Here is a 26,329-nt window from a genome sequence, read left to right as displayed (position 1 = left end):
CCGCCGGTGGTACGCCCGCCCGCCCCGGCCCCGCGCCGCCGTGTCCCCGGCCGGCAGGCGCCCCTCGCCCTGTTCGTCCCCGCCGGCCTCGGGCTGGCGTTCCTCGTGCTGCCCCTGGCCGGGCTGCTCGTCCGCGCCCCGTGGGCCACCCTGCCGCAGCGGCTCGCCGCGCCGGGCGTGCTCACCGCGCTGCGGCTGTCCCTGCTGACCGCCACCGGAGCGACACTGCTCTGCCTCGTCCTCGGCGTACCCCTGGCCTGGGTGCTGGCGCGGGTGCGGTTCCCCGGCCGGCGGCTGGTGCGGGCGCTGGTCACCGTGCCGCTGGTGCTGCCGCCGGTGGTCGGCGGCGTGGCCCTGCTGCTGGTCTTCGGCCGCCGGGGCCTGCTCGGCGGCTGGCTCGACGCCACCCTCGGCGTCACCCTGCCGTTCACCACCGCCGGGGTGGTCCTCGCCGAGGCGTTCGTGGCCATGCCGTTCCTGGTCATCGCCGTCGAGGGCGCGTTGCGCGCCGCCGACGCCCGCTACGAGGAGGCCGCCGCGACCCTGGGCGCGGGCCGGTGGGCGACGTTCACCCACGTCACCCTGCCGCTGGTCGCCCCCGGGGTGGCGGCCGGCGCGGTGCTGTGTTGGGCCCGTGCCCTCGGCGAGTTCGGCGCGACGATCACCTTCGCCGGCAACTTCCCGGGCCGCACCCAGACCATGCCGCTGGCCGTCTACCTGGCCCTGGAGACCGACCTGGAGGCCGCCATCGTGCTGAGCCTGGTGCTGCTCACCGTCTCCGTGGCGATCCTCGCCGGCCTGCGCGACCGCTGGGTCACCGGCCCGTGACCGCCGCCGGGCCGCGCCGCCGCGCGGCCGGGACGCCGCTGCTCGACGCCCGCCTCGTCGCCGACCGGGGCGGATTCCACCTGGACGTGGCGCTGCGGGTGGGCGCGGGGGAGGTGGTCGCGCTGCTCGGCCCCAACGGCGCGGGCAAGACCACCGCGCTGCGCGCCCTCGCCGGCCTGCACCCGCTGACGGCAGGGCATCTCACCCTCGACGGGGTCGACCTCGACCGTCCCGACGGGCGGGTGTGGGTCCCGCCCGAGCGCCGCCCGGTCGGCGTCGTCTTCCAGGACTACCTGCTCTTCCCGCACCTGAGCGCCCGCGACAACGTCGCCTTCGGCCCCCGGCGGCGCGGCGCGGACCGGCGCGCCGCCCGCGCCCTGGCCGACTCCTGGCTGGACCGCGTCGGCCTCGCCGGGCACGCCCGCCGCCGACCCCGGCAGCTCTCCGGCGGGCAGGCCCAGCGGGTGGCGCTGGCCCGGGCCCTCGCCGTGGAGCCGACCCTGCTGCTGCTCGACGAGCCGCTCGCCGCCCTCGACGCCCGCACCCGGGTGGACACCCGCGCCGAGCTGCACCGTCACCTCGGCGCGCACCCTGGCGCGACCGTGCTGGTCACCCACGACCCGCTCGACGCGCTGGTGCTCGCCGACCGGCTGGTCATCGTGGAGGGCGGCCGGGTGGTCCAGGAGGGTGACGCGGCGGCCGTCACCGCCCGCCCGCGCACCGACTACGTCGCCCGCCTGGTGGGGCTGAACCTGCACCGGGGCCACGCCGACGGCCACCGGGTGCAGGTCGGTCCGCTGGCCCTGACCGCCGTCGACCGCGTCGTGGGCGAGGCGTTCGTCGCGTTCCCGCCCGCCGCCGTGGCCCTGCACCCCGCCCGGCCCGACGGCAGCCCCCGCAACACCTGGCCCGCCACGGTGGTGGGGGTGCAGCGGCACGGGGACCACCTGCGGGTCGAGCTGGGCGGGCCGCTGCCGGTCTCCGCGGACGTCACCCCGGCGGCCGCCGCCGCGCTGCGGGTGCGCCCCGGCCAGCAGGTGTGGGTGGCGGTGAAGGCCGCCGAGACCCGCGCGTACCCGGTGGGTTCCTGAGCCGGGCGGCGGCTCAGGCGGTCGACGCCTACGCTCCGGTCGACCCGTGGCCGGCGCGCTGCCGCGGGGCGCGCTCCCGCGCGGCCGGCCGGCCGTGGCGCCACTGCCGCTCCGGCGTCTCGCCCGCCGCGACCGCGAACGCGGTCAGGGCCGCGACCGCCTCCGGGCACCAGTGCGCGGCCGTCTGCGCGACGATGCGGGACAGCGCCTCCCGCCGCCGGCGGAACACCTCGTCGACCAGAGCGGCCCCCGCCGCGCTCAGCCGCAGCCGCACCACCCGGCGGTCGTTGGTCGAGCGGTCCCGCCGGAGGAGGCCCTTGGCGGCCAACCGGTCGCACATCCGGGTGCCCGCCGAGGGGGCCACGCCGAGCTCCGCGGCGATCTCCGCCGCGCGCTGCGGTCCCCGCACGGCCAGGACGACCAGCGTGCGGAGCTGCGACAGGGTGATCTCCGGGCCGGTCCCGGCCAGCGACCGGGTGGCCAGCCCGACGAGTGCGCCGCTGGCGGCCAGGAGCGCCGCCACGGCCTCGCCCTCGATGCCCGGCGGTGGATCGGCCATGGGGACCTCCGGCTGCGGTTCGGGCGGCAGGACGCCATCATGGCAGCAATTGATCCGTTTTGCGCAGTGACAGGCCGGAATGCGCGCCGCCCTGCGGGCCCGACGCCGCCGGGCGGGTCGGCCGTCGCCGGCCCGCCCGGCCGGGCTCGTCAGGGCCGCCGGAACGACTGCCGGACCACTCCGCCGACGATCGCGCACCACGTGCCCGTGTCGACCCTGCCGTGGGGCGGAAGGTTGTGCAGCCGCTGCACGTCCTGCACGGCGCGGCGGGTGGCGTGGTCGAACTCGCCGGTCACCGCCACGTCGGCGTAGCCCTTCGCGTTGAGGATGAACTGCGCCCCGCTGACCGGCGCGCCGCTGGCGCTGCGGTCCAGTTCGGGGGCGAGGGTCTCCCAGGTGGGCGCGGTGAGGGTGGCGTCCACGTCGACCGGGATGCCGTTGCGGGCCTGCCAGTCCTGGACGGCGGCGACGGTGGCGGCGTCGAAGGTGCTGTCGAGGGGCACCGCGTAACCCCGGTGGGTGAGCAGGTACTGCACCACCCGCACCGAGGGGGAGCTGACGAACCGCCACAGGTCCGGCCAGCGCCGGGCCGGCACGTCGCCGTGGCGGGTGCCCAGCTCGCGGAAGACCCGCCGGCGCAGTTCGGGGAACTGCCGGTAGAACGCCGCGCCCGGGCACAAGGTGGTGCGGAAGTCCCAGTGGCCGAAGATGTCGTGGGCGTGCAGGCCGTACTGCCGGCCGATCGTGGCGCAGAGCCTGACCAGCGAGTCCAGCAGCGCCTCCGGCGGGGTCTCGTCGACGTACGTGCCCTCGTTCTCGATGCCGATGGCGCGCCCGTTCTCGCCCGGGCAGTGCGCCGAGACCATCTGCCGGTCGCCGGCGGTCAGCCGTTCCAGGCTGCCGTGCCGGCCCTCCAGCACGTAGCCGCCGCGGCTGACGGTGAAGTGCTGGCCGGTGTCCGACCAGCCGTTGCCGTCCATGTGCAGGTCCTGGCAGTCCCGGGCCAGCTTCACGGCCTGCTCGCGGGAGTAGTCGGTGACGTTCGGGAACGCCATGTGGTGCACGATGATCTTGTTGGTGGCGATCTCGCTGACCGAGAGGGGATCGGCCGGTGGCCGGGCGCCCCACTCGTCGCAGCCGATGACCCAGTCGAGGTCCGGGCCGGACGCCGCCCGCGCGGAGGCGGGGGACGCGAGCTGCGTGCCGACGACGGCGACCGTGGCCGCGCCGAGCCCGGCCCGCAACAGGGTGCGGCGGTCGAGCTCCGGATGGTCGAAGTGCATGGCATCTCCTCTGTGGCCGACGACGGCGCGTGAGTGAAAAGGAGCTCCAGGGGTGGTGTGTGATGTGGAGGATATTGCCAAGCCGGGTCGGTGCGCCAGGGGGCAACCGACGACCCGCCGCCCGGACCATTGCACCTAGTGTCCTAGGACGCCTTACGCGGCGTGGCACACGCCGCCCCCTCACAACCCACCACAAGACGAGGAACACCAGGACCCGAGGAAGCAACCGATGCGCCGATGGCCGACTGGACGACGCCGGTCACAATGAGCGGCGTCGGATTCGGGTGTGTCGGGCCAGCGGCCCGGGGGAGCGGTGGAGACCGTCGAATGAGCGCCAACAGCTGGCTGGTGTCCGGCTACACCGAGGTCCGTGAGTTGGGCTCGGGAGCATCCGGCCGGGTGGTGCTGGCCACCCACGACGCGACCGGCACCCCGGTCGCCGTGAAGTACCTCGTCGGTGGGCTCGGCGGTGACCCGTCGTTCCGTGAGTCCTTCCGCGCCGAGGCCCGCCTGCTGGCCGACATCGACGACCCGAACATCTCCCGCCTCTACGAGTACGTCGAGTCGCCCACCGGCGCGGCGATCGTCATGGAGCTGGTCAACGGCGTCTCGCTGCGGCAGATGCTGCGCGCGAACGGGCCGACCGGGCCGGAGGCGGCGCTCTGCGTCCTCAAGGGATCGCTGGCGGGCCTGGCGGCCGCGCATGCCCGGGGCGTGGTGCACCGTGACTACAAGCCGGAGAACGTGCTGGTCACCGCGCAGGGGGAGAGCAAGCTCGCCGACTTCGGCATCGCCATGCCGATCGGCGGGGAGTCGACCACCATCGTCAGCGGCACGCCGCGCTACATGGCGCCGGAGCAGTGGACCGGCGCGGCGGCGGCGCCGGCGTGCGACATCTACGCGGCGACGGCGACCTTCTTCGAGTGCCTGACGGGCCGTCCCCCGTACGACGGGCGGAGCCTGTTGGCCCTGCGGGACCAGCACGCCAGCGCGCCGGTTCCCACCGATCCGGCTCCGCCGCCGGTGCACGAGCTGCTGCGCCGGGGGATGGCCAAGCGGCCCGACGAGCGGCCGCAGCCGGCGCAGGTCTTCCTCGGGGTCCTGGAGCAGATCGCGGGTGGGGCGTACGGGCCCGACTGGGAGGAGCGCGGGATACGGGAGCTGGCCCGGCGGGCCGCCTTGTTGGCGGTGTTGTTCCCGTTCCCGGAGTCCTCGGGCGGCGGCACGAGCGTGGCGAGCACGGTTCTCGGGTCGGATGCCGGGTTCGGCACCCGTCGGGAGATCCGCACCGGCCGGCGGATGCGGACGGGGCGGGCCCGTACGGCCCTGGTCGGCGGGGCGCTGGTGACGGCGGTGCTGGTCGGCGGCGTCGGTTATCAGTACGCCTCGGATGCGGAGCCGGACGTGGCCGCGCCGGTGGACGCCGGTGGGCCGGCCGGGGCGGCGACGCCGGTGTCGGGTGGCGGGTCGGAGTCGGCGGCGCCGGAGGTCACGGTGGGTCCGTCGGGTGGCACCCCGACGCCCGCGCCGACGTCGGCGAGTCCGACGGTGGCGGCTCCGACCACGGGTGCGCCGGCCACGACGCGTCCGCCGTCGCCGACGGGCCGGCCCACCAGGACGGCGTCGCCTACCGCCAGTCCGAGTGTGAGCACGTCGTCGCCGCCGTCGGATGTCACCGCGCCGTCGGTGGGGTCGCCGAGCACGGCGTTGACGACGTTGGAGCCGGAGGGCTGCAAGTACGGGCCGAGGTCGACGTCGGTGACGGTGAGTGTGACCGACGACCGTTCGGTGGCGGGGGAGCTGCGGGTGTCGTTCCGGTACACGGTGGGTCGGGTGTCCGCGTCGGTGGGCATGGCGTCGGTGGGGAAGGACGTCTTCCAGGGGACGTTGGGTCCGTTCGCGATGCCGGAGGCGGCGGTGCGCATTCCGGTGTCGGTCACGGCGGTGGATGCTGCGGGCAATTCGGCCGGGCCGGTCGGGCCGGTGTACGTGAGTCTTCAGCCGTTCTGTACGCCGGGTTGATCGCGGTGGTGTCGGCGAGGTTGACGGAGGGGCGGCGTTGAGTAGTCCGAACGAGCCGACGGCGGCGGTGCCGGGCGTGGGTGCGGCGGGTGGGGTGGAGCCGACCGTGGGGCTGGGGCGCACCGTGGATCTGGGTCGGACGGTGGATGCGGGGCGGACGCAGGTGTTCGGGGCGGGTCCGGAGGCGACGGTGGCGGGTCCGGCGTCGTCGCGTACGGTCGGCGCTTCCACGGAGCCTGCGGTCACGGTCGCGCCGGGTGGCGAGACGCGGTTCGGTCCGGGGGTGCCGGTGGGGCCGCCGGTGGCGCCGGCGTGGCCGCAGCCGGGTTCGGGGCCGGGGGTGCGGTCGCGGCCGGTGTGGCGTCGGCTGGTGTCGGTGCTGTCCACTCTGCTGACGGTGGTGCTGCTGGTGGTCGTGGGGTTGTTCCTGTGGCAGCGGTTGAGTCCGTTGGAGATCGAGGGGGTCACGGTCGCGGTGGTCGAGCCGGCGGGGAGCCGGTGTGACGTGACGGTGGATGTGGTGGCGACGGTGCGGACGAACGGTAACGCGGGCACGATCCGTTACCAGTGGCTGCGTTCGGGTTCGCCGCCGGGTGCGCTGGTCAGTGAGCGGGTCGGTCGGGGGCAGCGGTCGGTGGGTCTGCCGTTGAGGTGGTCGTTCACGGGTGTGGGGTCGGCGCGGGAGACGGCGACGGTCAACATCGTGGAGCCGTCGGTGACGCAGGCGGGTACGGAGGTGCGGTACGCCTGTCGTGGTCGTTGAGGGCCGGCGGGGTGCCGTTTCCGCGCGGGTGGGTCAGGGTAGGGCGACGGGTTTGTCGGCTGTCCCTGGTGTGAAGGATCTGTGCGATGAGAGACGACTTCGGTGACGCGGTGGGTGACGTGCTGCGGGCGGTGCTGCTTTTCCTGCCCAGGGCGGTGGGGTTCGTGGTGGTCCTGGTGGTCGGCTGGTTGGTGGCCAAGGCGGCGGTGCGGGTGGTGGGCAGGGTGTTGGCGCGGGTCGGGTTCGACCGGGCGGTGGAGCGTGGGGGGATCAAAGCAGCGTTGGCGCGGTCGCCGTACGACGCGAGTGACGTCGTGGCGAAGCTGGCGTACTACGGGGTGCTGTTGGTGACGTTGCATGTGGCGTTCGGCCTGTGGGGGCCGAATCCGATCTCGGATCTGATCGCGGCGGTGGTGGCGTGGTTGCCGAGGGCGTTCGTGGCGATCGTGATCGTGGTGGTGGCGGCCGCTATCGCCCGGGCGGTGAAGGACATCATCAGCAGCGCGTTGGGTGGGTTGTCGTACGGGCGGGTGCTGGCGGGCGTGGCGTCGGTGTTCATCGTGGGGTTGGGGGTGATCGCGGCGCTGAATCAGGTGGGTGTGGCGACGGCGGTGACGACGCCGGTGCTGGTGGCGGTGCTGGCGACGGTGGGCGGGATTCTGGTGGTGGGTGTCGGTGGTGGGTTGGTGCGTCCGATGCAGAGTCGGTGGGAGTCGTGGTTGAGCCGGGCGGAGCGGGAGTCGCGGGTGGTGGCGGCGCATGCGCGGGCGTATCGGGCGGGGCGGCGGGATGTGGCGGAGCGGTTGGCGGCGGCGGCTGCGCCGGTGGCCGGGGATGCCGATCGCACGCAGGTGGTGCCCCGGGTGGATGAGGAGTCGGAGCGTACGCAGCCGGTGGGTTCGTTCGGGGGGTCGGAGGTGACGCAGCCGGTGCCGCCGTTGGGGCAGGGTTCCGGGGGGCCTGGGGCGGTGGTGGACGACGGGGAGGCGACGGTGGTGATTCGTCGGCCGGACGGGGGCGGCGTCGGCCGGTGAGGTGTGGTGGTTGGTTCAGTCCGGCTGTGCGTCGAGGTAGACCCAGCGGCCGTGTTCGCGGGTGAAGCGGCTGTGTTCGGTGAGGGTCGCGGGGCGGCCGGCTTGTCGGTAGTGGGCTTGGAAGGTGACGGTGCCGGTGTTGTCGAGCAGGCCGCCTCGGTCGGTGTGGAGGATGTCGAGTCGGGTCCACCGTTGGCCGGGTTCGGGGTGCAGGCGGCGGGGGCGGGTGGAGGTGTGCCAGCTGCGGAGCAGGTAGGCGGTGTCGCCGAGGGCGTAGGCGGTGTATCGGGAGCGCATGAGTGCTTCGGCGGTGGCGGCGTCGGCGTCGCCTCGGTGGAGTTTGCCGCAGCAGTCGGGGTAGGGCTGGCCGGTGCCGCAGGGGCAGGGGTCGGTTGCCGGGTTGCGGTGTCGTTTGGCCACGTGGTCATCCTGCCGTAGGGCGGCGAAAGGGCCGGCCCCGGTGGGGCCGGCCCTTTCTGGTGGTTGCGGGTCAGGAGGTGGCGTAGCCGCGGGTGGCGATCCAGTCGGCGAGGTGGTCGACGGTGATCCAGTAGCTGGCCTGGTCGGGGTTGGCCGAGTCGGCGATCTTGACGGTGTGGCCGTTGTCGCGGTAGCCGACGACGCTGATGTAGTGGCCGCCCTCGAAGGAGTGGGTGACGCCGTCGGTGTCGGTGGTGGTGCCGGCGATGTTGGCGACGACTGCGCGGCCGTTGTCGACGGTGCGGACGATGTCGGCCCGCAGGGTGTCGGTCTGCTTGTCGTCGGCCTTGTTGGTGCGGATCTCGACGCTGCGGTAGGCGTCGGCCTTGCCGGTCTTCTTGTTGAGTACGGGGGTGATGTCGTTGATGGAGTCGGTGCCGGCCTCGGTGGTGCCCATCTCCTTGGCCATGGTATCCACGTCGATGTCCTTGCCCTGCACGCTCAGCGCGTTACGCGCCGCCGCCGGGCCACAGTAGAAGAAGTTGGGCTGCGCCTCGTAGCGCACGTCCAGCTGACGCTCACCCGCCGGCCGACGCTCCGCCTGCACCGACACGGCGGCCCGCTCCGCGGGAGCGGCCTGCGCGGCCAGCGCCGGCCCCGCGATCCCACCAGCGGTCGCAGCGACACCAGCAACGGTCAGAACGGTACGACGAATCAGATCGGTACGCATAACGGCGACTCCTCTGCTCGGGGGAGAAGACACGGCACCGCGAAAGGGGGACACGCGCGGCGGCACCGCGAAGAAAAGTCCGGGGGAAGGACGACCCGGCGGCGGGGGCCTGCTCGGGCGTCCGGAGGGTGCAACGACCCCGACCCCACCGGCATTCCGGGGTTCCCGGCCCCCGGCATCCCGGCGCGCGGGGCGGAGGCGGGGCGGTTCAAGGGCCCGACCGGGCGGCAGAGCCCCGGTCGCATGCCAGATACAACGCCCCCACCCCCACCCCGATTCCGCCGTCGCGGTGACCCGGGCCACGGGACGCGGCGGGGCGAACCGGGCATCGGCCTTGGGTGGGGTGTCAGAGCCAGCCGGAGCGGCGGAAGAGTCGGTGCAGGGTCAGGGCGGCGGTGGCCATGAGCAGGAGTGCGCCGGCGTAGCCGTAGCGCCAGTGCAGTTCGGGCATGTGGGTGAAGTTCATGCCGTAGATGCCGGCGACGGCGGTTTGGGTGGCGGCGATGGCGGCCCAGGCGGCGATCTTGCGCATGTCGTTGTTCTGTTCGACGGCCAGTTGTGCCAGTCGGGATTGCAGGATCGAGTTGAGCAGGTCGTCGTAGGCGTTGACGCGGTCGACTGCGCGGGCGAGGTCGCCGTCGACGTCGGTGAACCAGCGGCGTAGGGCTGGGGGTGGGCCGTCGGTGGGTCCGGCGAGGGTGCGTAGGGGCGCCTGTGCGGGGAGCACGGCGCGTTTGAGTTCGACGATTTCTCGTTTGAGTTGGTAGATGTGCGCGATGTCGGCGGTGCGGTCGCGGGCGAAGACGGTTTCTTCGAGTCGTTCGAGGTCTGTTTCGACGTGGTTGGCGACGTCGAGGTACTGGTCGACCATGCGGGCGCAGACGGCGTACGCCACGGACCAGGGGCCTTCGGCGAGGAGGGCGCGGCGTTGTTGGAGGTGGTGGCGGACGGTGGTGAGTGCGCCGGGTGCGCCGTGGCGGACGGTGACGACGAACCGGTCGCCGATGAAGATCATGATGTCGCCGGTGTCGACGACCTCGGAGGTGTCGGTCAGTTCGGTGTGTTCGACGTAGGCGGCGGTGCGGAGGACGAGCAGGGTGGTGTCGTCGTGGCGTTGCAGGGTGGGTCGGTGTCCGGCGGTGAGGGCCTGGGCGATGTGGTGGTCGTCGAGGCCGAAGGTGTGTCCGACGGCGGTCATGACGGCGGGGGTGGGGTCGTGCAGGCCGAGCCAGACGAAGGCGCGCCGGTTGCGGCGGCTGTGGTGGTGGGCGTCGGTGTAGTGGGGGCGGCCGGTTTGGCGTTGGCCGTCGACGTAGACGGCGCAGTCGACGACGGCGTCGGGGTTGGTGGGGTGGGTGGCCGGTGGTGTGGTGGGGGTGGGGCGGCGTAGGGCGCGTCGGAGCAGGGTGGGCAGGGTGGTGCGCCACCGGGTCGTGGGGGGTCGTGGGTCCACCGGTCACCTCCGCTTCGCGGGGACTGCCGGCAACCGTAGGGGATCTTCGGTCGTGGTGGTGGGTCAGGGCACGGCGGTGGCGAAGACGACGATGTTGTCGGGGTAGGTGTGGTGGCGTTCGTCGAAGAGGCCGCCGCAGGTGATGAGGCGGAGTTGGGGGGTGGGGCTGGGGCCGTAGACGAGGGCGGTGGGGAATCGGGTCTTGGGGTAGGTGGCGGTGCGGTCGACGGTGAAGGTGGCGGTGCGGTGGTCGGCGCGGGTGATGTGGATGGGGTCGCCGGGTCTGAGTAGGCCGAGGTCGAAGAAGACGGCGGGGCCGGTCTCGCGGGAGTCGACGTGTCCGACGATGACGGCGTTGCCGGCTTCGCCGGGGCTGACGCCGGGGCGGTACCAGCCGGTGGTGGCGGGTGGGCCGGCTGGGGGGACTTCGAGTTGGCCGTGGGGGTCGGCGGCGACGGGGACGATGTCGGCGTGGACGTCGATGGTGGGGATGGTGATGCGCAGGGGGGTGGCGTGGGGCAGGGGTGGGGCGGGTTCGGTGGTGCGGGTGGTGGTGGCGGTGGGGTCGGGTGGGGCGGGTCGCGGGGTGTGGGTGGTGGCGGCGGTGGTGATGAGGCCGAGTCCGGCGGCGGCGGTGAGGGTGGTCAGTGCGACGGCGGCCCGGGTGGTGTGGTGGGGGGCTGCCATGGGGGTGTCTCCTTCGGGCCGGTGGGGGTGCCCGCGTCGGTGGTGGCCGGCGCGGGCACCCGTGGTTGGGGTGGTTCAGGCCGGTGCGGCGGTGCGGCGGCGTCGGCGGCGGGTCAGGATGAGTGCGCTGGTGGTGGCGGCGGCGAGGAGGGTGCTGCCGGTGGCGAGCAGGCCGGTGGCGTCGGTGTCGGTGCCGGTGCCGGCGGGTGCGGCGCCGATCGGGGTGACGGTGAAGGTGGCGCTGCCGGAGGTGCTGCCGTCGCCGCAGGCGGCGGTGACCGTGTAGGTGCCGAGGGTGAATCCGGCGGTGAAGAGTTCGGCGCTGAGTCCGCCGCCGGCGGCGGCGGTGGTGGATCGGACGTTCTGGTCCCGGTCGGGGCCGGTGACGTGGAAGAGCGCGTCGCCGGATTTCGGGTTGCAGGTGGAGGTGAGCACGACGGTGCCGCCGACCGGGGTGGTCGCGGGTGAGACTGTGGTGTCGGCGAGGGCGGCGGCGGGGAGCAGGAGTGTGCCGAGGCCCGCGCCGAGCGCTGCCGATCCGAGAATTGACTGTGCCTTCATACGCGTCTTCCCTCACTTTTCGTCCGCTGTCGCGTGGGACGTCGTTCGGGTGGCCAACTCCGTGTGTAGCACCGGTGTGTCCCACCCTAGGAGGGTTGGGTCCCCGATCAGGTGGGATTGAGAATTCTTCGTTGCTGTCGTGTGGCGGCGGTGGTGGGGCGGTGTGGGTGGCCCTGCCCGTGCCATGCTCGTGATCATGGATACGGGGACGGTTGCCGCGGGTGCGGCGGGCACGTGGCGGCTGGGTGATCTGACGGTCAACCGGATGGGTCTGGGCGCGATGCGGCTGACGGGGGCGGGGCAGGGGCGGCCCGGTGATCGGGGGCGGGCGGTCGGGGTGCTGCGCCGGGCGGTGGAGTTGGGGGTGAACCACATCGACACGGCGGCGTTCTACTTCTCGGCGTTGCGGTCGGCGAACGAGTTGATCAATACGGCTCTCGCGCCGTACCCGGAGGATCTGGTGATCGCGACGAAGGTCGGGCCGGGCGGGGACGCGTCGGGAGAGTGGTTGCCGTTGGCGCGGCCCGGGCAGTTGCGGGGGCAGGTGGAGGAGAACCTGCGGCAGTTGGGCCGTGACCACCTGGACCTGGTGTATCTGCGGCAGGCGGGCCTGGAGTCGGTGGCGGAGCATTTCGGGGCGTTGGCGGAGCTGCGCGAGGCGGGCCTGATCCGGCACCTGGGCATCTCCAACGTGCGTCCGCATCATCTGCCGCAGGCGCAGGCCGTCGCGCCGGTGGTGAGTGTGCAGAACGCGTACGGGCTGGGGTTCCGGCCGGGGCACGACCAGTTCGTGCGGGACTGCGCCGCGCAGGGGGTGGCGTACGTGCCGTTCTTCTCCCTGGCGACGACGGGCCGGGAGGCGGGCGTGGGTGGTGCGGAGCACGCGGAGGTCCGGGCGGTCGCCGCCGCGCACGGGGTGTCGGCGGTGCAGGTGCGGCTGGCGTGGACGCTGCGGCGGGGCCCGAACGTGTTGGCGATTCCGGGCACGGGTGATCCCGATCATCTGGTGGCGAACGTCGCGGCGGCGTCGTTGCGGTTGACCGACGAGGACCTGGCCCGCCTGGAGGTCGCGCACCGGCGCGGGCAGTGACCGGGGCGTCGTCCGCCGTGCCGGCCGGTGTCGGGTGGCGGCCGGTGGTGTGACAGCGTGTCGGGGTGGACGATGGCGCGCCGGTCGACGTGGACGTGGCCCTGGTCGGCGGCGGGGGCGCCGCGTCGCTGGTGTTGGCGGCGTTGGACCGGCGCGGGCCGGCGGGGTTGCGGGTCGCGGTGGTCGATCCGGTGCGCCGGCGCGGCCAGGACCGCACGTGGGCGTTCTGGGGTCGGCCCGGTGGTGTGCTCGACGGGGTGCTCAGTGCCAGTTGGGGGCAGGTGGAGGTGGTGACGCCGGGGCGTCGGCGGGTGCTCGACCTGGCGCCGCTGCGGTATGCGATGGTGCGGTCGGCTCCGGTGTATGCGCGGGCGGAGCGGGCGGAGCGGCGGCTGGGGGCGGTGCGGTGCGACGCGGCGGTGGCGGGGCTCGACGACGACGGCACGCGGGTGGTGGTGCGTGGCGGGGACGGCGCGCCGTTGGTGCGGGCGTCGTGGGTGCTGGACTCGCGTCCCCGGCCGCCGGCGCGGCCGGGGCGGACGAGTTGGTTGCAGCATTTCCGGGGTTGGTGGGTGGCCTCGGAGACGGCGTTGTTCGATCCGGGGCGGGCGGTGTTGATGGACTTCCGCACGCCGCAGCCGGCGCGGGGGGTGTCGTTCGGTTACGTGTTGCCGGTCAGCGACCGGTTCGCGTTGGTGGAGTACACGGAGTTCTCCCCGGCCCGGTTGACCGGGGACGGCTACGACCGGGCGTTGCGCGGTTATCTGGGGCGGCTGGGGTGGGATCCGGCGGCGTTGGTGGTGCGGGAGGTGGAGGACGGGGTGATTCCGATGACCGACGCGCCGTTTCCGCGTCGTCCTTCGCCGCGGGTGGTGCGGTTGGGCACGGCGGGTGGCGCGACGCGCCCGTCGACGGGGTTCACGTTCTCGGCGATGTTGCGGCAGGCCGAGCAGGTGGCGGCGGCGTTGGCGGGTGGGCGGGCGCCGGTGCCGGCGCCGGCGTATCCCCGGCGGCACCTGTGGATGGACGCGGTGGCGTTGCGGGCGTGGGACACGGGGCGGGTCGGCGGTCCGGAGTTCTTCGGCCGGTTGTTCGACCGTAATCCGGCGTCGCGGGTGTTGCGGTTCCTCGACGGGGAGACCGGGCTGGCGGAGGAGTTGGCGGTGATGCGGTCGAGCCCGTTGGCGCCGATGACGTCGGCGGTGGTGGGTGACGCGGTGGGCCGGTTGCGGGGGCGGCTGCGGCGCGCCGGTTGAGCCGGGCCCGGGTTCAGTCGGCGGCTGCGGCGACGGTGTCGCGGATGCGGGCCCGGAGGTGTTCCAGGGGGTCGCCGTCGCCGACGGCGAGGCGGTTGCGGGTCGCGGCGACGGTGAGGCCCCACCGGGGGTAGGCGAAGGCGAGGCTGCCGCCGCTGCCGGCGACCCCAAATGATCCGTCGTCGTCGATGGCGTAGCCGAGGCCCCAGGTCGTTTCCCGGCCGAAGACCCACTCGGTGCCGCGGACGGCGGGACGGGAGACGGCGCGCAGCCGGTGCGGGGAGATCAGCCGTACGCCGTCGACGGGGCCGAGGAGCGCGGCGTACATGCGGGCGGCGGCGCGGGCGGTGAGGGTGCCGACGGCGGGCACGTCGACGGCGATCACGTCGGGTCGGGCGGCGAGGGTGGCGTCGGGGCGTACGCCGGGCGGGGCGACCCGGTCGAGGTGGGGTAGCTGGCCGGCGACCGTCTCCAGCATGGCCGACAGGTTGCCGTCCTCCATGCGGGCCGGGCCGGGTCGGGTGCTGGGGTGGACGCCGCAGAACAGTTCCCCGGCGACGCCGAGGGGCGCGGCGACGTCGTCGGTGAGGATGTCGCCGACGCGGCGGCCGGTGACGCGGCGGATCACCTCGCCGACGATCCACCCGAACGTCCACGCGTGGTAGGCGAGTCGGTGGCCGGGTGTCCACAGGGGCCGGGCGTCGGCGACGATGGCGCACATGTGGTCCCAGTCGGCGAAGTCGTCGAGGGTGACGTCGGCGGGCAGCGCCGGGATCCCGGCGGTGTGGGTGAGGGCGTGGCGCAGGGTGATGTGGCCCTTGCCGTGGCGGGCGAACTCGGGCCACACGTCGGCGATGCGCAGGTCGTAGTCGAGGCGCCCGCGTTCGGCCAGCACGTGCACGACGGTTGCGGTGAGCCCCTTGCCGGTGGAGACGCCGTAGACGGGGGTGGCGGCGGTCATCGGGCGGCCGGTGGTGGTGTCGGCGACGCCGGCGTGGACCTCGACGATCGGGTGGCCGTGCAGGTAGGCGGCGATCTGCACGCCTGCCTCGCGGCCGGTGGAGACGAGTTCGTCGACGGCGGCGTGGATCTCGGCCTGCAGGTCGGCGTGGCGGTCGGTCACGGTGGGCCAGCCTGCCAGAGCGGTGGTGGTGACGCCGCCGGTTTTCGGTGTCGGTTTCGGTGTCGGTGGGGGCCGGGGCGCGCGGTAGGTTGCGGGGCATGGTGGATGCGGGGGCCGGCGGGGTCGTGGAGATCTGGACCGACGGGGCGTGCAGCGGCAATCCGGGGCCGGGTGGCTGGGGCGCGGTGCTGCGGTACGGCGGGCACGAGCGGGAGCTGTGCGGGGGTGAGGCGACGCCGACGACGAACAACCGGATGGAGTTGATGGCGGCGATCCGGGCGTTGGAGAGCCTGACGCGGCCGGTGCCGGTGCGGTTGCACACCGACAGCACGTACGTGCGTAACGGCATCACCGGGTGGTTGGCCGGGTGGAAACGCAACGGCCGGGGGTGACGTTGCGTCACGGTGTGGGGTTGTGCCGCGGCGCCCCGGATGGGTAACGTTGCGGATCGATGGCGTTACCCTCGGTTGTCACGGGAGGTGTCCGCGTGACCGCGACCGCCGCTACCGACCTGCCCCTCTGGCCGGCGTCCACTCTCGACCATGGTCCGTTCGCGCTGCTCGACGAGGAGCAGCGGCACCGGCTCGTGGGGCCGGTGACCCGGGTCCGGCTGCCGACGGGCGTGCCCGCCTGGCTGGTCACCCGGCACGCCGACGTGCGTCAGGTGCTGCGCCACCCCGGGTTCAGCGCCGACCTGGAGCGTCCGGGGTTCCCGCTGGTGCGTCCGCTGCCCCCGCAGTCGGAGTCGGGCCGGCAGGGTGCTTTCATCCGGATGGACGGTGAGGAACACGCCCGGCTACGCCGGATGCTCACCGCCGAATTCATGATCAAGAATGTGCGGCGGATCGAGCCGTTGATCCAGCAGACGGTCGACGGGGCGCTGGCCGACCTGGCCGCGGCCGGCCCGCCGGCCGACCTGGTCGAGACGTTCGCCCTGCCGGTGCCGTCCATCGTGATCTGTCACCTGCTCGGCGTCCCCTACGCCGACCACGACTTCTTCCAGGTCCGCAGCCGCTCGCTGCTGGACCGCAGGACGTCGCCGGAGGTGTTCCGCGCCCACGCGCAGGAGCTGCGCGACTACCTGCACGAGCTGGTCGTCGCCCGGCGCGGCGACACCGGCGGCGACGACCTGATCAGCCGGCTGGTGCGCGACCGGGTCGTCACCGGGCAGCTCACCGTCGACGAGCTGGTCGGGATGGCCCTGCTGCTGCTCGTCGCCGGCCACGAGACCACGGCCAACATGATCGGCCTGAGCACCCTGCTGATGCTGCGCGAGCCGGGCCGCTTCGCGGCGCTGCGTGAGTCCCCGCACCGGGCGGCCGACCTCGTCGAGGAGCTGCTGCGCTACCTCAGCGTGGTCCGCACGGGGCTGCCCCGGCTGGCTCTGGTCGACGCCGAGATCGGCGGCCAGGCCATCCGGGCGGGGGAGGGCGTCATCGCGGTGCTGTCGCTGGCCAACCGCGACCCGGGGGTCTTCGACGACCCGGAGGAGTTCGACCCGTACCGGCAGGCCCACCAGCACCTCGCGTTCGGCTTCGGGGTGCACCAGTGCATCGGCCAGCCGCTGGCCCGCGCGGAGCTGCGCATCGCCCTGCTGGGGTTGGCCGACCGCTTCCCGACCCTGCGGGCCGAGGTCGGGCCGCAGCAGGCGTCGACCCGCGACACGTCTGTCGTGTTCGGCCTCAACAGCCTGCCGGTGACCTGGTGAGCCAGGTGGGCGTGGTGCGGGTGGCGGTGGACCGGGGCAGCTGCTGCGGGTCCGGCAACTGCGTGGTGGCCGCCCCGGAGGTCTTCGACCAGGACGACACCGACGGGCTGGTGCTGCTACTGCGGCCCGACCCGCCGCCGGAGGCGGCCGACCGGGTCCGGCGGGCCGTCGAGACGTGCCCGGCGGGCGCCATCCACCTCACGTCGACGACGGGACGCTGACGACGCCGCCGCGTCGGTACGGGGCCGCGGCCCCGCACCGGCGCAGCGCGGCGCGCTCAGCCGGCGTGGGCGGCGGCGACGTCGAGGATCCAGGTGACGCCGAAACGGTCGGTCAGCATCCCGAAGCCGGGCGCCCACGGCGACGGGCCGTACGTCTCGATGACCTGCGCGCCGTCGGCGAGCCGGTCCCACAGCGCGCCGACCTCGTCGGCGCTGTCGCCGCGCACGGAGACGAAGAACGGCTCGCCGGTCAGCGTCGTGCCGTTGTCGCGGGTGGTGGCGGCGCGCGCGGCCACGGCGGGCGCGCCGCCGGGCACGTCGTAGGCCATGATCCTGAAGCCGTTGTCGGCCGTGACCTGACCGAAGACGACCTTGTCGGCGTCGGGGAGGTCCCTCGGCATGCCGAAGTCGCCGTAGGCGACGACGGTGAGGTGACCGCCGAACACCGACCGGTAGAACTCCAGCGCCGCCCGCGCGTCGCCGCGGAAGTTGAGGTGGGTGGTGGTGGCGATGGCCATGGGGTTGCTCCTTGGGTGTCGTCGTGCCGGACCGGCGGGGCGGCGGCCGTGACCGGATCGCCCGGCCGGCCGGCGGGGCGCCAAGACTCGCAGCAGTGGGTGTCAGCTGCTGGCACCCATGTGCGGGCAGAATGCGGGGTATGCGGACGACATCCGCGCGGCTGCTGTCCCTGCTGTCGCTGTTGCAGACGCGCCGGGACTGGTCCGGCGCGGCGCTGGCCGACCGCCTGGAGGTCAGCCTGCGCACCGTGCGCCGCGACGTCGACCGGCTCCGGGATCGGCTATCCCATCGCCGCCGGGAAGGGCCCACACGGCGGCTACCGGCTCCACGCCGGTGTCGTGCTGCCGCCGCTGTTGTTCGACGACCGGCAGGCCGTCGCCCTCACCGTCGCCCTACAGGTCGCCGCGACCACCGACGGCGGCGTCGGCCAGGACGCCGAACGGGCGCTGCACACCGTCCGGCAGGTGCTGCCGGCCCGGCTGCGGCATCGCGTCGACGCGCTCGGCGTCACCGCCGTGCAGCGGCCCACCAGCCGGCCGGCCGCGCCGGTCGACGGCGACGTGCTGCTGGCCGTCAGCGCCGCCGCCCACGCCCGCGAGGTCCTCCGGTTCGACTACGACGGCGGGGACCGGCCCGCCCGCCGCGCCGAGCCGCACCACGTGGTCACCTGGGACGGCCGCTGGTATCTGGTCGCGTGGGATCTCGACCGCGCAGACTGGCGCACCTTCCGGCTGGACCGGATGCGGCTGCGCACGCCGAACGGGCCGCGGTTCGCCCCCCGCCCGCTGCCCGGGGGCGAGGTGGCCCGGTTCGTCACCGGCACGTTCCGGGGCAGCGGGGACGCCGCGGGGCAGTGGCCCTGCCGGGGCACGGTGATCCTCGACCTGCCCGCCGCGACCGTGGCCCGCTACACCCGCGAGGGACTCGTGGAGGAGTTCGGCGTCGACCGTTGCCGGCTCACCCTCGGCTCCTGGTCCTGGCCCAGCCTCGCCGCCGCCGTCGCCCGCTACGACGCCGACATCCACGTCGTCGGCCCCGACGAACTCGCCGACGCGTTCGCGCGGCTGGCCCGCCGGTTCACCCGCGCCGCGCGGGTCCGCCGCACCGACGGTTGACGCCGACGGCGGGCGGGTCAGCCCTCGCGGGACGGGTCGGCGGCGCCGGAGACGGCGTCGACGTCGTAGCCGGCCCGGCTGGTGTCCCGGGCCGGGCGGGCCTGCTCCGCCGGCAGGTCCGCGAAGTCGTCCCCGCTGTCGGCGCCGCTGCGCACCGAGTCGCCCGGCGGGCGCAGGGACGCCTCCATCGCCGGCACACCGTCCGGCTCGTCGGTGCTGGCCCGGTCGACGCGTCGTTCACTGGTCATGGGACAGTCGTGCCCGGCTGACCGGCCGGCAAACGTCCCGGCCGGCGGAGAACACGCCGGTCAGCGGCGGCGGCCCCGGCCCGCCCGGCCCGCGCTGCGGCGGCGGGCCGCGACGACCGGCAGCGACCAGTGCGCGGGGCGGGTCAGCGCCGCCGGAAGGCCGCTGCGGTGGTCGCCCCGGGCCGCGTCGACCTGCGACTGGTGTACGAACAGCGCGCCGCGCAGGTCCGCCCCCCGCAGGTCCGCGCCGCGCAGGTCGACGCCGGTGAGGTCGGCCAGCGTGAGGTCCACGCCGCGCAGGTCCGCCCCGAGCAGCACCGCGCCGCGCAGGTTCGCCCCGACCAGGTCGGCCCGGCGCAGGTCGGCGGCGACGAGCACCGCCCCCCGTCGGTCCGCGCCGGCCCGTTCGCCCCGGACCTGTTCGCTCACCCGCACCAGCAGCGGGTTCACCCGCCCCCGGTGCGCGTCGACGTCCACGGCGAGCACCTGGTCGGGGGTGCCGGCGGCCAGCCGCCGGGTCTGCGCCAGCGCCGCGTCCAGCTCGACGCGCAGCGGTCCCGGCCCGGTCAGCGCCGCCGCCTGCGTCAGATACCACAGCAGCTCGTGCAGGGGCCGCAGCACGGCGAACACGTCGAACATGCGGGTCGCCTCGCCGGGCGTCGTGCGCCAGTCGCGGCCGCCGAAGGTCACCTGGGCGACCCGTTGGCCCGCCCCGAAACAGTCGAAGACGGTGCACCCGGCGAAACCCCGGGCCCGCAGGTCCCGGTGGATGCCGCAGCGGAAGTCGTCGCCGAGGTTCGGGCACGGCCGACCCGCCGGCTTGTCCACGGCGAAGTCCGACGAGGCGGCGAACGCGGGCGCCACGCAGCACAGCCCGACGCAGCGGGCGCAGTCGGCCCGCAACTCGTCGCCGGGGCCCGGCGGGGCGGTGTCGGACACGTCGGCCCTCTCCTGGAAGACATCGGGACGGCGTCGGCGGCGCACCCCGGGGCCCGCCCATTGTCCCGCCGGCCGGGGGCCGCCCCGCCGGCAGGGGCCGCGCGGCGGCCCCCGGGGGGCTGCGGCACCCGCGTGCGCCGCGCAAAGGCGGGTACCGGACCACGGCGGGCGCGCCCGGGGCGGCGACCGCGCCACCGCGGCCGCGCGTTGACCGCCGTCGACGGTGGTGGATAGTGTCCGGTTCACCGCCTGCGACGGGAGACACGTCATGGTTTGCGACCACGTCGACGTGCTGATCGTCGGCGCCGGCCTGTCCGGCGTCGGCGCCGCCTGCCACCTGCGCCGCGCCTGCCCCGACAAGACGTACGCGGTGCTGGAGGCGCGCGCCGCGATCGGCGGCACCTGGGACCTGTTCCGCTACCCGGGCGTGCGGTCGGACTCGGACATGTTCACCCTCGGCTACTCGTTCAAGCCGTGGACGAACCCGCGGGCCATCGCCGACGGCGAGTCGATCCGCGCCTACGTGCGCGACACGGCCCGCGAGCACGGGGTCGACCGGCACATCCGGTTCCACCACCGGGTCCTCGCCGCCCGGTGGGACGGCGCCACGGCCCGCTGGACGGTGCGCGCCCACCGCGACGACACCGGCGAGGGCGTCACCGTCACCTGCGGGTTCCTGTTCGTCTGCTCCGGCTACTACCGCTACGACGCCGGCCACACCCCCGACCTGCCGGGCGTCGACTCCTACACCGGGCGGCTGGTGCACCCGCAGCACTGGCCGGCCGACCTCGACCACACCGGCGCGCGGGTCGTCGTGATCGGCAGCGGCGCCACCGCCGTCACCCTCGTGCCGGAGTTGGCGCGGCGGGCCGCCCACGTCACCATGCTCCAGCGCTCACCGACGTACGTCATCGCGTTGCCGTCGCGCGACGTGCTCGCCGACGCGCTGCGGCGGTGGCTGCCGGCGAAGGCCGCGTATCCGGTGGTGCGGTGGAAGAACGTGCTGCTCGGCACCGCCAACTACCAGCTCAGCCGCCGCGCCCCGACGCTGGTCAGGCGGTACCTGCGGCGCGCGGCGTCCGGTCGCCTGCCGGCCGGCTACGACGTCGACCGGCACTTCTCGCCCCGCTACGACCCGTGGGACCAGCGGCTGTGCGTGGCCCCCGACGGGGACCTGTTCGCCGCCCTGGGCGGCGGCCGGGCCGACGTGGTGACCGACCGGATCGACACGTTCACCCCGACCGGCATCCGGCTCGCCTCCGGCGTCGAGCTGACCGCCGACGTCGTCGTCACCGCCACCGGCCTCGACCTGCTCGCCCTCGGCGGGATGACGCTCACCGTCGACGGGCGCGACGTCGACCTCGCCGCGACGGTCGCCTACAAGGGCATGATGCTGTCGCAGGTGCCGAACTTCGCGATGACCATCGGCTACACCAACGCGTCCTGGACGCTCAAGGCCGACCTCGTCGCCACGTACGTGTGCCGGCTGCTGCGGCACCTGGACGCCACCGGCCAGCAGGTCGTCACCCCGTTGGCCCCCGCCGGCGGCCCGCTGGAGCCGATCATCGACCTCAAGGCCGGGTACGTGCTGCGCAGCGTCGACGCGCTGCCCAAGCAGGGCGCGGCCGCGCCGTGGCGGCTGCACCAGAACTACGTGCGCGACCTGCTGCTGATGCGGCACGGCCGGCTCACCGACGCCGGCGTGCGGTTCTCGCGCGCCCCGGCCCAGCGACGCGACCCGGCCCACCCGGCCGGCACGACCGCCGGCTGACCGGCCGGGCGAGGGGAGAGCGACGTGCGCAGGTTCGACTTCGCGGCGGGCACCGCCGTGGTGACCGGGGCGGCCGGCGGCATCGGCGCGGCGCTCGCCGACGGCCTGGCGCGGCGCGGCGCCGACCTGGTGCTGCTCGACCGCGACGCCGGCCGGCTCGCCGCCGTGGCCGCCGCGCTGCGCGCCGCCCACCCCGGCCGGCGCGTCGACACCGTCGTGGTCGACCTGGCCGACGCCGCCGCCACCGCACGGGCCGCCGAGGAGCTGCGGCGGCGGCACCCGCGGCTGCGGCTGCTGGTCAACAACGCCGGGGTCGCGCTGGGCGGCCGCTTCGACCAGGTCACCCTGGACGAGTTCGGTTGGGTGGTCGACGTCAACTTCCGGGCCGTGGTGCAGCTGACCCACGCCCTGCTGCCCGCCCTGAAGGCCGAGCCGGGCGCGCACCTGGTCAACGTGTCCAGCCTCTTCGGGCTCATCGCCCCCGCCGGGCAGGCCGCCTACTCGGCCAGCAAGTTCGCCGTGCGGGGGTTCACCGAGGCGCTGCGGCACGAGCTGGCCGGCGACGGCGTCGGGGTGACGTGCGTGCACCCCGGCGGCATCCGCACCCGCATCGCCGCCGACGCCCGCGTCGGCAGCGGCGTGCCCGTGCACGAGTACGAGGCCGCCCGCCGCCGCTTCGAGCGGCTGCTGTCCATCGACCCGGCCACCGCCGCCGAGGCCATCCTGCGCGGTGTGCGGCGGCGTCGGGGCCGGGTGCTGATCGGCTGGTCGGCGCGGCTGCCCGACCTGCTGGCCCGGCTCGCCCCCGCCGGGTACGGTCGGGTCCTGGCCCTCGCCGTGGGCCGGCGGTCCGCCGGGCCGCAGGCGGTCGCCGCCGCGCCGGTGCCGGCGGACGGGCCGGGGGAGCCGGGGTGAGCGGACCGGCCGACACCATCCTCACCGTGCGGGGCCGGGCCGTCCGGTGCCGGGACACCGGCGACGGCCCGCCCGTGCTGCTGCTGCACGGCATCGGCCGCACCCTCGCCGACTTCGCCGAGCTGCACGGGCGGCTCGCCCGCGACCACCGGGTGATCAGCCTCGACCTGGCCGGGCACGGCGGCTCCGCGCCGCTGGACGGGCCGCACACCCTGGCGGCGCTGGCCCGCGCCGCCGCCGACTGCCTCGACGCGCTCGGCGTGCCCGGCCCCGTCCACCTGGTCGGCAACTCCCTCGGCGGGGCGGTCGCCATGCGGCTGGCCGTCGACGACCCGGCCCGCGCGGCCAGCCTGGTGCTGGTCGCCAGCGCCGGGTTCGGCCGTGAGGTGACCATCGGGCTGCGGCTGCTGGCGGTGCGGCCACTGGCCCGGCTGCTGCTGCGGCCGAGCCGGGCCGTGGCCCGCCGCACCGAGCGGGCCCTGTTCCACGACCGGCGGCACGTCACCGCCGCCCGCCTCGCCGAGGCGCTGGCGGTGGCCCGCCGCCCGCACGCCGCCCGGGTGATGCGTGAGCTCGTCGGCAGCCTCGGCACGGTGCGGGGCGTCGCCGCGCCGTGGCGTCAGGAACTCCTCGACGGGGTGGCCCGGCTGGACGTTCCCGTCCTGGTCGTCTGGGGCGACCGGGACCTGATCCTGCCCGCCGCCCACCTCGCCGCCGCCCGGGCCCGGCTGCCCCGGGCCCGCACCCACCTGTTCGCCGACACCGGGCACCTGCCGCAGGTCGAACGCGCCGACGAGTTCCACCGCCTCGTCACCGGCTTCTGGGCGGGCCGGGCCGCCGGCCGGTGAGGCGTCGCCGGGTGGCGGCGCAGGCGCACCGGCCGGGTTCCGCCGCGCCCGTCAGGGCGGGCTGCTGCCGCGCTTTTCCTCCTGCGCCAGCACCGCGTCGCGTAGCTGCGGGTCGTCGCGTTCGGCCAGCTCCGCGACCAGCCGCGCGTCGGCGGCGAGGCGGTCGCGGTTGCGGTGCAGGAACGCGTCGAACCCCCCGGTGTACGGGCAGGCCAGGTCGCCCAGCGTCGTCTCCGGCTGGTAGCGGCACCCGGTGCAGTAGTCGCTGAGCTCGTCGACGTAGCGGCCGTCGACGGCGTACGGGCGGGTGTCGATGCGGCCCAGGTCGGCGTACTGGCTCATGCCGATCACGGTCGCGTTGATCACCCATTCGGTGCCGTCGACGAAGCAGTTCCGGAACCAGTCGGCGAGCTCCGCCGGCCGCCAGCCGCGCTGCAACGCGTAGTTGCCGAGCACCAGCAGGCGCTGCGCGTGGTGCGCCCAGGCGCGGTCGCGGACCCCGGCGAGCACGTCGGCCAGGCAGCGCGCCTCCACGGCGTCGGCGTCCAGGTCGGCGAACCAGTCGGGCAGCGGCTCGGTCGCGGCCAGCCAGTCGGTGCCCCGGTGGCCCGGCTCGACATACCAGTAGAGCTGCCAGAGGAACTCCCGCCAGCCCAGCAGCCCCCGGATGAACGGCTCCACCGCCGACAGCGACGCGGTCCCGTCCCGCCAGGCGCCCTCGGCGGCCCGGACGGCCTGCGCCGGGTCGAGCAGCCCCAGGTTGAACGACGACGACAGCACGCTGTGGGTCAGCAGCGGGTCGCCCGCGCTCATCACCTCCTGGTAGCGGCCGTAGTCGGGCAGCCGGTGCGCCACGAAGTGCCGCAGCCGCGCGTCGGCCTCGGCGTGGGTGGCCGGATAGCGGCGCGGGCCGTCGCGGCCGAGGAACCGCACGCCGTCGCCTTCCCAGCGGTCCAGCTCGGTGCGGACCTCCGCGTCGATGTCGTCCTCCACGATCGGCGGGGGAGCCGGGGCCACCAGGCCGCCGCCGTCGCCGCGGCGGGGGCGACGCGGGACCCGCCCCGGCGGGCCCTCGAACACGCCGTGCTCGCGCCGGGCCCAGCGGTAGAAGTCGGACACCCGCAACGGGCCCCGGCGGTCGGCGTCGGCCCACGCCGCGAAGTCCTCCCGACGCACGAGGAAGCCACGCGGCGGCAGGACGGTCAGCCCCGGCACCGAGCGGGCGAAGGCCAGCCCGGCCCGCGACGGCGGGTGGCAGACCTCGACCGGCCCGTCGACGCGGGCCAGAGCCTGCCGGAACGTGTCGGCGCGCACCAGCAGGGCCCGGTCGCCCAGCTCGGCGGCGCGGTGCCGCAGCGCGGACAGCAGCAGGTGGGCCTTCTGCCGGTGCATCGGGCGGCGTCGGAACAACTCCCGGGCCTCCACGAGCAGCACCGGCTGCGCCGGGTCGTCGAGGAAGTGGGGCCCGAGTTGATCGGCGAGCAGCCACCGGCGGGAAGACATGCGTCGATTCTGCCCAGTCCGTTCCGCCGCCGCCGCCCGGGACCGGCGTGTCCATCAAGTGGCGCACGCCACAGCGGCCGGGGTGGCCCGCGCCACCTTCCGCCCGCCCGTCGCGGACACCGTCCCGAACGCGGCCCATCATAGATACATGACGAATCCCGGACCGGCGGCGGGCACCGCCGGGCGGCCGCCGGCGACGTCACCGCGCTGATGGCCACCGACCGGGCGGTCCACCCCACCGCCGTGTCACGGACCCTGCGGTGAGCGCCGCCGCCTCGTCCGGCCGCCGGGCCGTCGGGGTCTGGGCCGTCGCCCTCAGCGCGTACGTGGCGGCGGTGTTCCACCGCGGCTCGCTGGGCGTCACCGGGGTCGACGCTGCGCACCGCTTCGACATCAGCGCCGCCACGCTGGCCACCTTCACCGTCGCCCAACTCGCCGTGTACGCGGCGATGCAGGTGCCGGTGGGCGTGCTGCTCGACCGGTACGGCTCCCGCCGGCTCCTCGTCGCCGGCGGCGCGCTGATGGTCGCCGGTCAGCTCTGCTTCGCCGTCGCCACCGACGTCGGTCTCGCCGTCGCCGCCCGGGTGCTGGTCGGCCTGGGCGACGCGATGACGTTCATCAGCGTGCTGCGCATCGTCGCGTTCTGGTTCCCGGGCCGGCGCAACCCGATGCTGGTGCAGCTCACCGGCACCCTCGGTCAGCTCGGCGCGGTGCTGGGCGCGGTGCCCCTGGTGGCGCTGCTGCACCACGCGGGCTGGACCCCGGCGTTCCTCGGCGCCGCCGCGCTCGGGGCGACCGTGCTCACCGCGGTCGTCGCGGTCGTCCGGGACACCCCGCACCGGGGGCCCGCCGCCGGGTCCGCCCCCGACCTGACGACGGTGCGCCGGCAACTGGCCGCGGCGTGGGCGCAGCCCGGCACCCGGCTGGGGATGTGGACGCACTTCGTCGCCCAGTTCTCCGGCTCGGTGTTCGCCCTGCTGTGGGGGTACCCGTTCCTGGTGCAGGGGCAGCAGATGACGCCCACCGCCGCCGCGTCGCTGCTCACCCTGATGACCCTGGCCAGCCTGGCGGCGGGCCCGGTCGTCGCCCACCTGTGCGCCCGCTACCCGTTGCGCCGCTCGGTGCTCGTGCTCGCCGTCACCGCGGCCACCGCCGGGGTGTGGGCGGTGGTGCTGGCCTGGCCGGGCCGCGCCCCGGGCTGGCTGCTGGTCGTGCTGGTGCTGGTGCTCGCCGCGAACGGCCCCGGCTCCGTCATCGGCTTCGACTACGCCCGCACGTTCAACCCGGCCAGCCGGATCGGCAGCGCCATCGGCATCGTCAACGTCGGCGGCTTCGCCGCCTCGATCGCGCTCGTGCTGGCCGTCGGGATCGTCCTGGACCTGGCGACCCCCGCCGGCCGGGCCGCCCCCGACCTGGCCGCGTTCCGGTGGGCCTTCGCCGTGCAGTACGCCCTCTGGGCGCTCGGCGCGGTCCAGGTGCTGCGCTACCGCGCCGCCGCCCGCCGGGTCCTCGCCGCCGCGCAGAGCATCGGCCTTCCGGCCGAATCGGTCCAGGCCGCCCCGCCGGGGGTAACCCCCGCACGTCGGTGGGTCCGGCGAGGTGATCGGCGGTAGTTTCGCCGGGGAACGTGACCGGCGCGGGC

At 75.0% G+C, this 26,329-nt stretch carries 26 protein-coding genes and 2 pseudogenes; 16 read left to right on the top strand and 12 right to left on the bottom strand.

Annotated elements, in window-relative coordinates; all coding sequences use genetic code 11:
- The first annotated feature begins 6 nt into the window (after positions 1-6).
- Together O7633_RS03180 and O7633_RS03175 are read left to right on the top strand one after the other, a co-directional pair.
- Complete coding sequence (locus O7633_RS03180) at positions 7-828, top strand: ABC transporter permease (protein WP_282325914.1); 822 nt, start codon at positions 7-9, stop codon at positions 826-828.
- Positions 825-1,919, top strand: coding sequence for an ABC transporter ATP-binding protein (locus O7633_RS03175; protein ID WP_282325913.1), 1,095 nt, complete (start codon positions 825-827; stop codon positions 1,917-1,919). Before O7633_RS03180 ends, O7633_RS03175 begins: the two co-directional genes overlap by 4 nt.
- Before the next feature lie 28 nt (positions 1,920-1,947).
- Here O7633_RS03175 and O7633_RS03170 read toward each other — a convergent pair whose 3' ends face one another.
- Positions 1,948-2,478: a MarR family transcriptional regulator gene (locus tag O7633_RS03170; RefSeq protein WP_282325912.1), complete on the bottom strand. Its 531-nt coding sequence runs from the start codon at positions 2,476-2,478 to the stop codon at positions 1,948-1,950.
- 149 nt (positions 2,479-2,627) lie between these two features.
- A complete protein-coding gene (locus O7633_RS03165; RefSeq protein WP_282325910.1) occupies positions 2,628-3,761 on the bottom strand; it encodes an N-acetylmuramoyl-L-alanine amidase in 1,134 nt (377 codons plus the stop codon).
- Between the two features lie 327 nt (positions 3,762-4,088).
- On the opposite strand from O7633_RS03165, the gene O7633_RS03160 reads away from it, so the two are divergent.
- The 3 genes from O7633_RS03160 (at position 4,089) to O7633_RS03150 (ending at position 7,580) form a co-directional block, all read left to right on the top strand.
- Complete coding sequence (locus tag O7633_RS03160) at positions 4,089-5,783, top strand: serine/threonine protein kinase (RefSeq protein ID WP_282325909.1); 1,695 nt, start codon at positions 4,089-4,091, stop codon at positions 5,781-5,783.
- A gap of 37 nt (positions 5,784-5,820) precedes the next feature.
- Complete coding sequence (locus O7633_RS03155) at positions 5,821-6,546, top strand: hypothetical protein (RefSeq protein WP_278135330.1); 726 nt, start codon at positions 5,821-5,823, stop codon at positions 6,544-6,546.
- 86 nt (positions 6,547-6,632) lie between these two features.
- Complete coding sequence (locus tag O7633_RS03150; RefSeq protein WP_282325908.1) at positions 6,633-7,580, top strand: hypothetical protein; 948 nt, start codon at positions 6,633-6,635, stop codon at positions 7,578-7,580.
- A gap of 15 nt (positions 7,581-7,595) precedes the next feature.
- Here O7633_RS03150 and O7633_RS03145 read toward each other — a convergent pair whose 3' ends face one another.
- The 5 genes from O7633_RS03145 to O7633_RS03125 form a co-directional block, all read right to left on the bottom strand.
- The gene (locus tag O7633_RS03145; RefSeq protein ID WP_282325907.1) at positions 7,596-8,000 is read right to left on the bottom strand and encodes a YchJ family metal-binding protein; all 405 of its coding nucleotides are present in this window, start codon (positions 7,998-8,000) and stop codon (positions 7,596-7,598) included.
- 70 nt (positions 8,001-8,070) lie between these two features.
- Entirely contained in the window at positions 8,071-8,730 is a 660-nt protein-coding gene (locus O7633_RS03140; RefSeq protein ID WP_282325905.1) for a C39 family peptidase, read from the bottom strand.
- Between the two features lie 346 nt (positions 8,731-9,076).
- Positions 9,077-10,183, bottom strand: a complete 1,107-nt coding sequence (locus tag O7633_RS03135) for a magnesium and cobalt transport protein CorA (protein ID WP_282325903.1) — start codon at positions 10,181-10,183, stop codon at positions 9,077-9,079.
- A 63-nt stretch (positions 10,184-10,246) separates the two neighbouring features.
- The gene (locus O7633_RS03130; protein ID WP_282325902.1) at positions 10,247-10,870 is read right to left on the bottom strand and encodes a class F sortase; all 624 of its coding nucleotides are present in this window, start codon (positions 10,868-10,870) and stop codon (positions 10,247-10,249) included.
- Between the two features lie 75 nt (positions 10,871-10,945).
- Positions 10,946-11,431, bottom strand: a complete 486-nt coding sequence (locus O7633_RS03125; protein WP_282325900.1) for a hypothetical protein — start codon at positions 11,429-11,431, stop codon at positions 10,946-10,948.
- A 196-nt stretch (positions 11,432-11,627) separates the two neighbouring features.
- Here O7633_RS03125 and O7633_RS03120 point away from each other — a divergent pair, with 196 nt between their 5' ends.
- On the top strand, positions 11,628-12,521 hold the full coding sequence (locus O7633_RS03120; RefSeq protein WP_282325899.1) for an aldo/keto reductase: 894 nt from the start codon (positions 11,628-11,630) through the stop codon (positions 12,519-12,521).
- 65 nt (positions 12,522-12,586) lie between these two features.
- Entirely contained in the window at positions 12,587-13,777 is a 1,191-nt protein-coding gene (locus O7633_RS03115; RefSeq protein WP_282325898.1) for a lycopene cyclase family protein, read from the top strand.
- 13 nt (positions 13,778-13,790) lie between these two features.
- On the opposite strand, the gene O7633_RS03110 is transcribed toward O7633_RS03115, so the two are convergent.
- Complete coding sequence (locus tag O7633_RS03110; RefSeq protein ID WP_282325897.1) at positions 13,791-14,900, bottom strand: serine hydrolase domain-containing protein; 1,110 nt, start codon at positions 14,898-14,900, stop codon at positions 13,791-13,793.
- Between the two features lie 98 nt (positions 14,901-14,998).
- Here O7633_RS03110 and O7633_RS03105 point away from each other — a divergent pair.
- The 3 genes and pseudogenes from O7633_RS03105 to O7633_RS03095 all read left to right on the top strand — a co-directional run.
- Positions 14,999-15,283, top strand: a pseudogene (locus tag O7633_RS03105) (RNase H family protein); the annotation flags it as partial.
- A gap of 104 nt (positions 15,284-15,387) precedes the next feature.
- The gene (locus tag O7633_RS03100) at positions 15,388-16,608 is read left to right on the top strand and encodes a cytochrome P450 (RefSeq protein ID WP_282325896.1); all 1,221 of its coding nucleotides are present in this window, start codon (positions 15,388-15,390) and stop codon (positions 16,606-16,608) included.
- Between the two features lie 11 nt (positions 16,609-16,619).
- The gene (locus O7633_RS03095) at positions 16,620-16,829 is read left to right on the top strand and encodes a ferredoxin (RefSeq protein ID WP_282328457.1); all 210 of its coding nucleotides are present in this window, start codon (positions 16,620-16,622) and stop codon (positions 16,827-16,829) included.
- A 56-nt stretch (positions 16,830-16,885) separates the two neighbouring features.
- On the opposite strand, the gene O7633_RS03090 is transcribed toward O7633_RS03095, so the two are convergent.
- Positions 16,886-17,347 carry a VOC family protein gene (locus O7633_RS03090; RefSeq protein WP_282325894.1) on the bottom strand — a complete coding sequence of 154 codons (462 nt, stop codon included), beginning with the start codon at positions 17,345-17,347 and terminating at the stop codon, positions 16,886-16,888.
- A 131-nt stretch (positions 17,348-17,478) separates the two neighbouring features.
- Here O7633_RS03090 and O7633_RS33120 point away from each other — a divergent pair.
- Both O7633_RS33120 and O7633_RS03085 read left to right on the top strand, forming a co-directional pair.
- A pseudogene (locus O7633_RS33120) lies at positions 17,479-17,568 on the top strand (hypothetical protein); the annotation flags it as partial.
- A 118-nt stretch (positions 17,569-17,686) separates the two neighbouring features.
- A complete protein-coding gene (locus O7633_RS03085) occupies positions 17,687-18,463 on the top strand; it encodes a WYL domain-containing protein (protein ID WP_348776314.1) in 777 nt (258 codons plus the stop codon).
- Between the two features lie 17 nt (positions 18,464-18,480).
- Here the strand turns inward: O7633_RS03085 and O7633_RS03080 are convergent, their stop codons facing one another.
- Together O7633_RS03080 and O7633_RS03075 are read right to left on the bottom strand one after the other, a co-directional pair.
- A complete protein-coding gene (locus O7633_RS03080) occupies positions 18,481-18,711 on the bottom strand; it encodes a hypothetical protein (RefSeq protein WP_074476360.1) in 231 nt (76 codons plus the stop codon).
- Positions 18,712-18,771: 60 nt separating this feature from the next.
- A complete protein-coding gene (locus O7633_RS03075; protein ID WP_282325890.1) occupies positions 18,772-19,650 on the bottom strand; it encodes a pentapeptide repeat-containing protein in 879 nt (292 codons plus the stop codon).
- 268 nt (positions 19,651-19,918) lie between these two features.
- Between O7633_RS03075 and O7633_RS03070 the strand changes: the two genes are divergently transcribed.
- Genes O7633_RS03070 through O7633_RS03060 form a run of 3 tightly spaced genes read left to right on the top strand, consistent with a single transcriptional unit; the run spans position 19,919 to position 23,184 of the window.
- Entirely contained in the window at positions 19,919-21,421 is a 1,503-nt protein-coding gene (locus tag O7633_RS03070) for an NAD(P)/FAD-dependent oxidoreductase (protein ID WP_282325887.1), read from the top strand.
- 24 nt (positions 21,422-21,445) lie between these two features.
- The gene (locus tag O7633_RS03065; protein ID WP_282325885.1) at positions 21,446-22,336 is read left to right on the top strand and encodes an SDR family oxidoreductase; all 891 of its coding nucleotides are present in this window, start codon (positions 21,446-21,448) and stop codon (positions 22,334-22,336) included.
- Positions 22,333-23,184, top strand: a complete 852-nt coding sequence (locus tag O7633_RS03060; protein ID WP_278135301.1) for an alpha/beta fold hydrolase — start codon at positions 22,333-22,335, stop codon at positions 23,182-23,184. Before O7633_RS03065 ends, O7633_RS03060 begins: the two co-directional genes overlap by 4 nt.
- A gap of 51 nt (positions 23,185-23,235) precedes the next feature.
- Here the strand turns inward: O7633_RS03060 and O7633_RS03055 are convergent, their stop codons facing one another.
- The gene (locus tag O7633_RS03055) at positions 23,236-24,687 is read right to left on the bottom strand and encodes a cryptochrome/photolyase family protein (protein WP_282325883.1); all 1,452 of its coding nucleotides are present in this window, start codon (positions 24,685-24,687) and stop codon (positions 23,236-23,238) included.
- 260 nt (positions 24,688-24,947) lie between these two features.
- Between O7633_RS03055 and O7633_RS03050 the strand changes: the two genes are divergently transcribed.
- Positions 24,948-26,300 (top strand): MFS transporter, encoded by a 1,353-nt coding sequence (locus O7633_RS03050; protein ID WP_282325881.1) that lies wholly within the window; start codon positions 24,948-24,950, stop codon positions 26,298-26,300.
- The last annotated feature ends 29 nt before the right edge of the window (positions 26,301-26,329 follow it).

Source organism: Micromonospora sp. WMMD712, from assembly GCF_029581295.1.
Lineage (GTDB): Bacteria > Actinomycetota > Actinomycetes > Mycobacteriales > Micromonosporaceae > Micromonospora > Micromonospora carbonacea.
This window is presented reverse-complemented; position numbering and strand designations above follow the sequence as displayed.

What these genes read in the sequence shown, in the direction of transcription:
- O7633_RS03170 (WP_282325912.1), bottom strand. Translation starts at nt 2,478, where the DNA reads ATGGCCGATCCACCGCCGGGCATCGAGGGCGAGGCCGTGGCGGCGCTC.
- O7633_RS03165 (WP_282325910.1), bottom strand. Translation starts at nt 3,761, where the DNA reads ATGCACTTCGACCATCCGGAGCTCGACCGCCGCACCCTGTTGCGGGCC.
- O7633_RS03160 (WP_282325909.1), top strand. Translation starts at nt 4,089, where the DNA reads ATGAGCGCCAACAGCTGGCTGGTGTCCGGCTACACCGAGGTCCGTGAG.
- O7633_RS03150 (WP_282325908.1), top strand. Translation starts at nt 6,633, where the DNA reads ATGAGAGACGACTTCGGTGACGCGGTGGGTGACGTGCTGCGGGCGGTG.
- O7633_RS03140 (WP_282325905.1), bottom strand. Translation starts at nt 8,730, where the DNA reads ATGCGTACCGATCTGATTCGTCGTACCGTTCTGACCGTTGCTGGTGTC.
- O7633_RS03130 (WP_282325902.1), bottom strand. Translation starts at nt 10,870, where the DNA reads ATGGCAGCCCCCCACCACACCACCCGGGCCGCCGTCGCACTGACCACC.
- O7633_RS03125 (WP_282325900.1), bottom strand. Translation starts at nt 11,431, where the DNA reads ATGAAGGCACAGTCAATTCTCGGATCGGCAGCGCTCGGCGCGGGCCTC.
- O7633_RS03120 (WP_282325899.1), top strand. Translation starts at nt 11,628, where the DNA reads ATGGATACGGGGACGGTTGCCGCGGGTGCGGCGGGCACGTGGCGGCTG.
- O7633_RS03090 (WP_282325894.1), bottom strand. Translation starts at nt 17,347, where the DNA reads ATGGCCATCGCCACCACCACCCACCTCAACTTCCGCGGCGACGCGCGG.
- O7633_RS03080 (WP_074476360.1), bottom strand. Translation starts at nt 18,711, where the DNA reads ATGACCAGTGAACGACGCGTCGACCGGGCCAGCACCGACGAGCCGGAC.
- O7633_RS03070 (WP_282325887.1), top strand. Translation starts at nt 19,919, where the DNA reads ATGGTTTGCGACCACGTCGACGTGCTGATCGTCGGCGCCGGCCTGTCC.
- O7633_RS03055 (WP_282325883.1), bottom strand. Translation starts at nt 24,687, where the DNA reads ATGTCTTCCCGCCGGTGGCTGCTCGCCGATCAACTCGGGCCCCACTTC.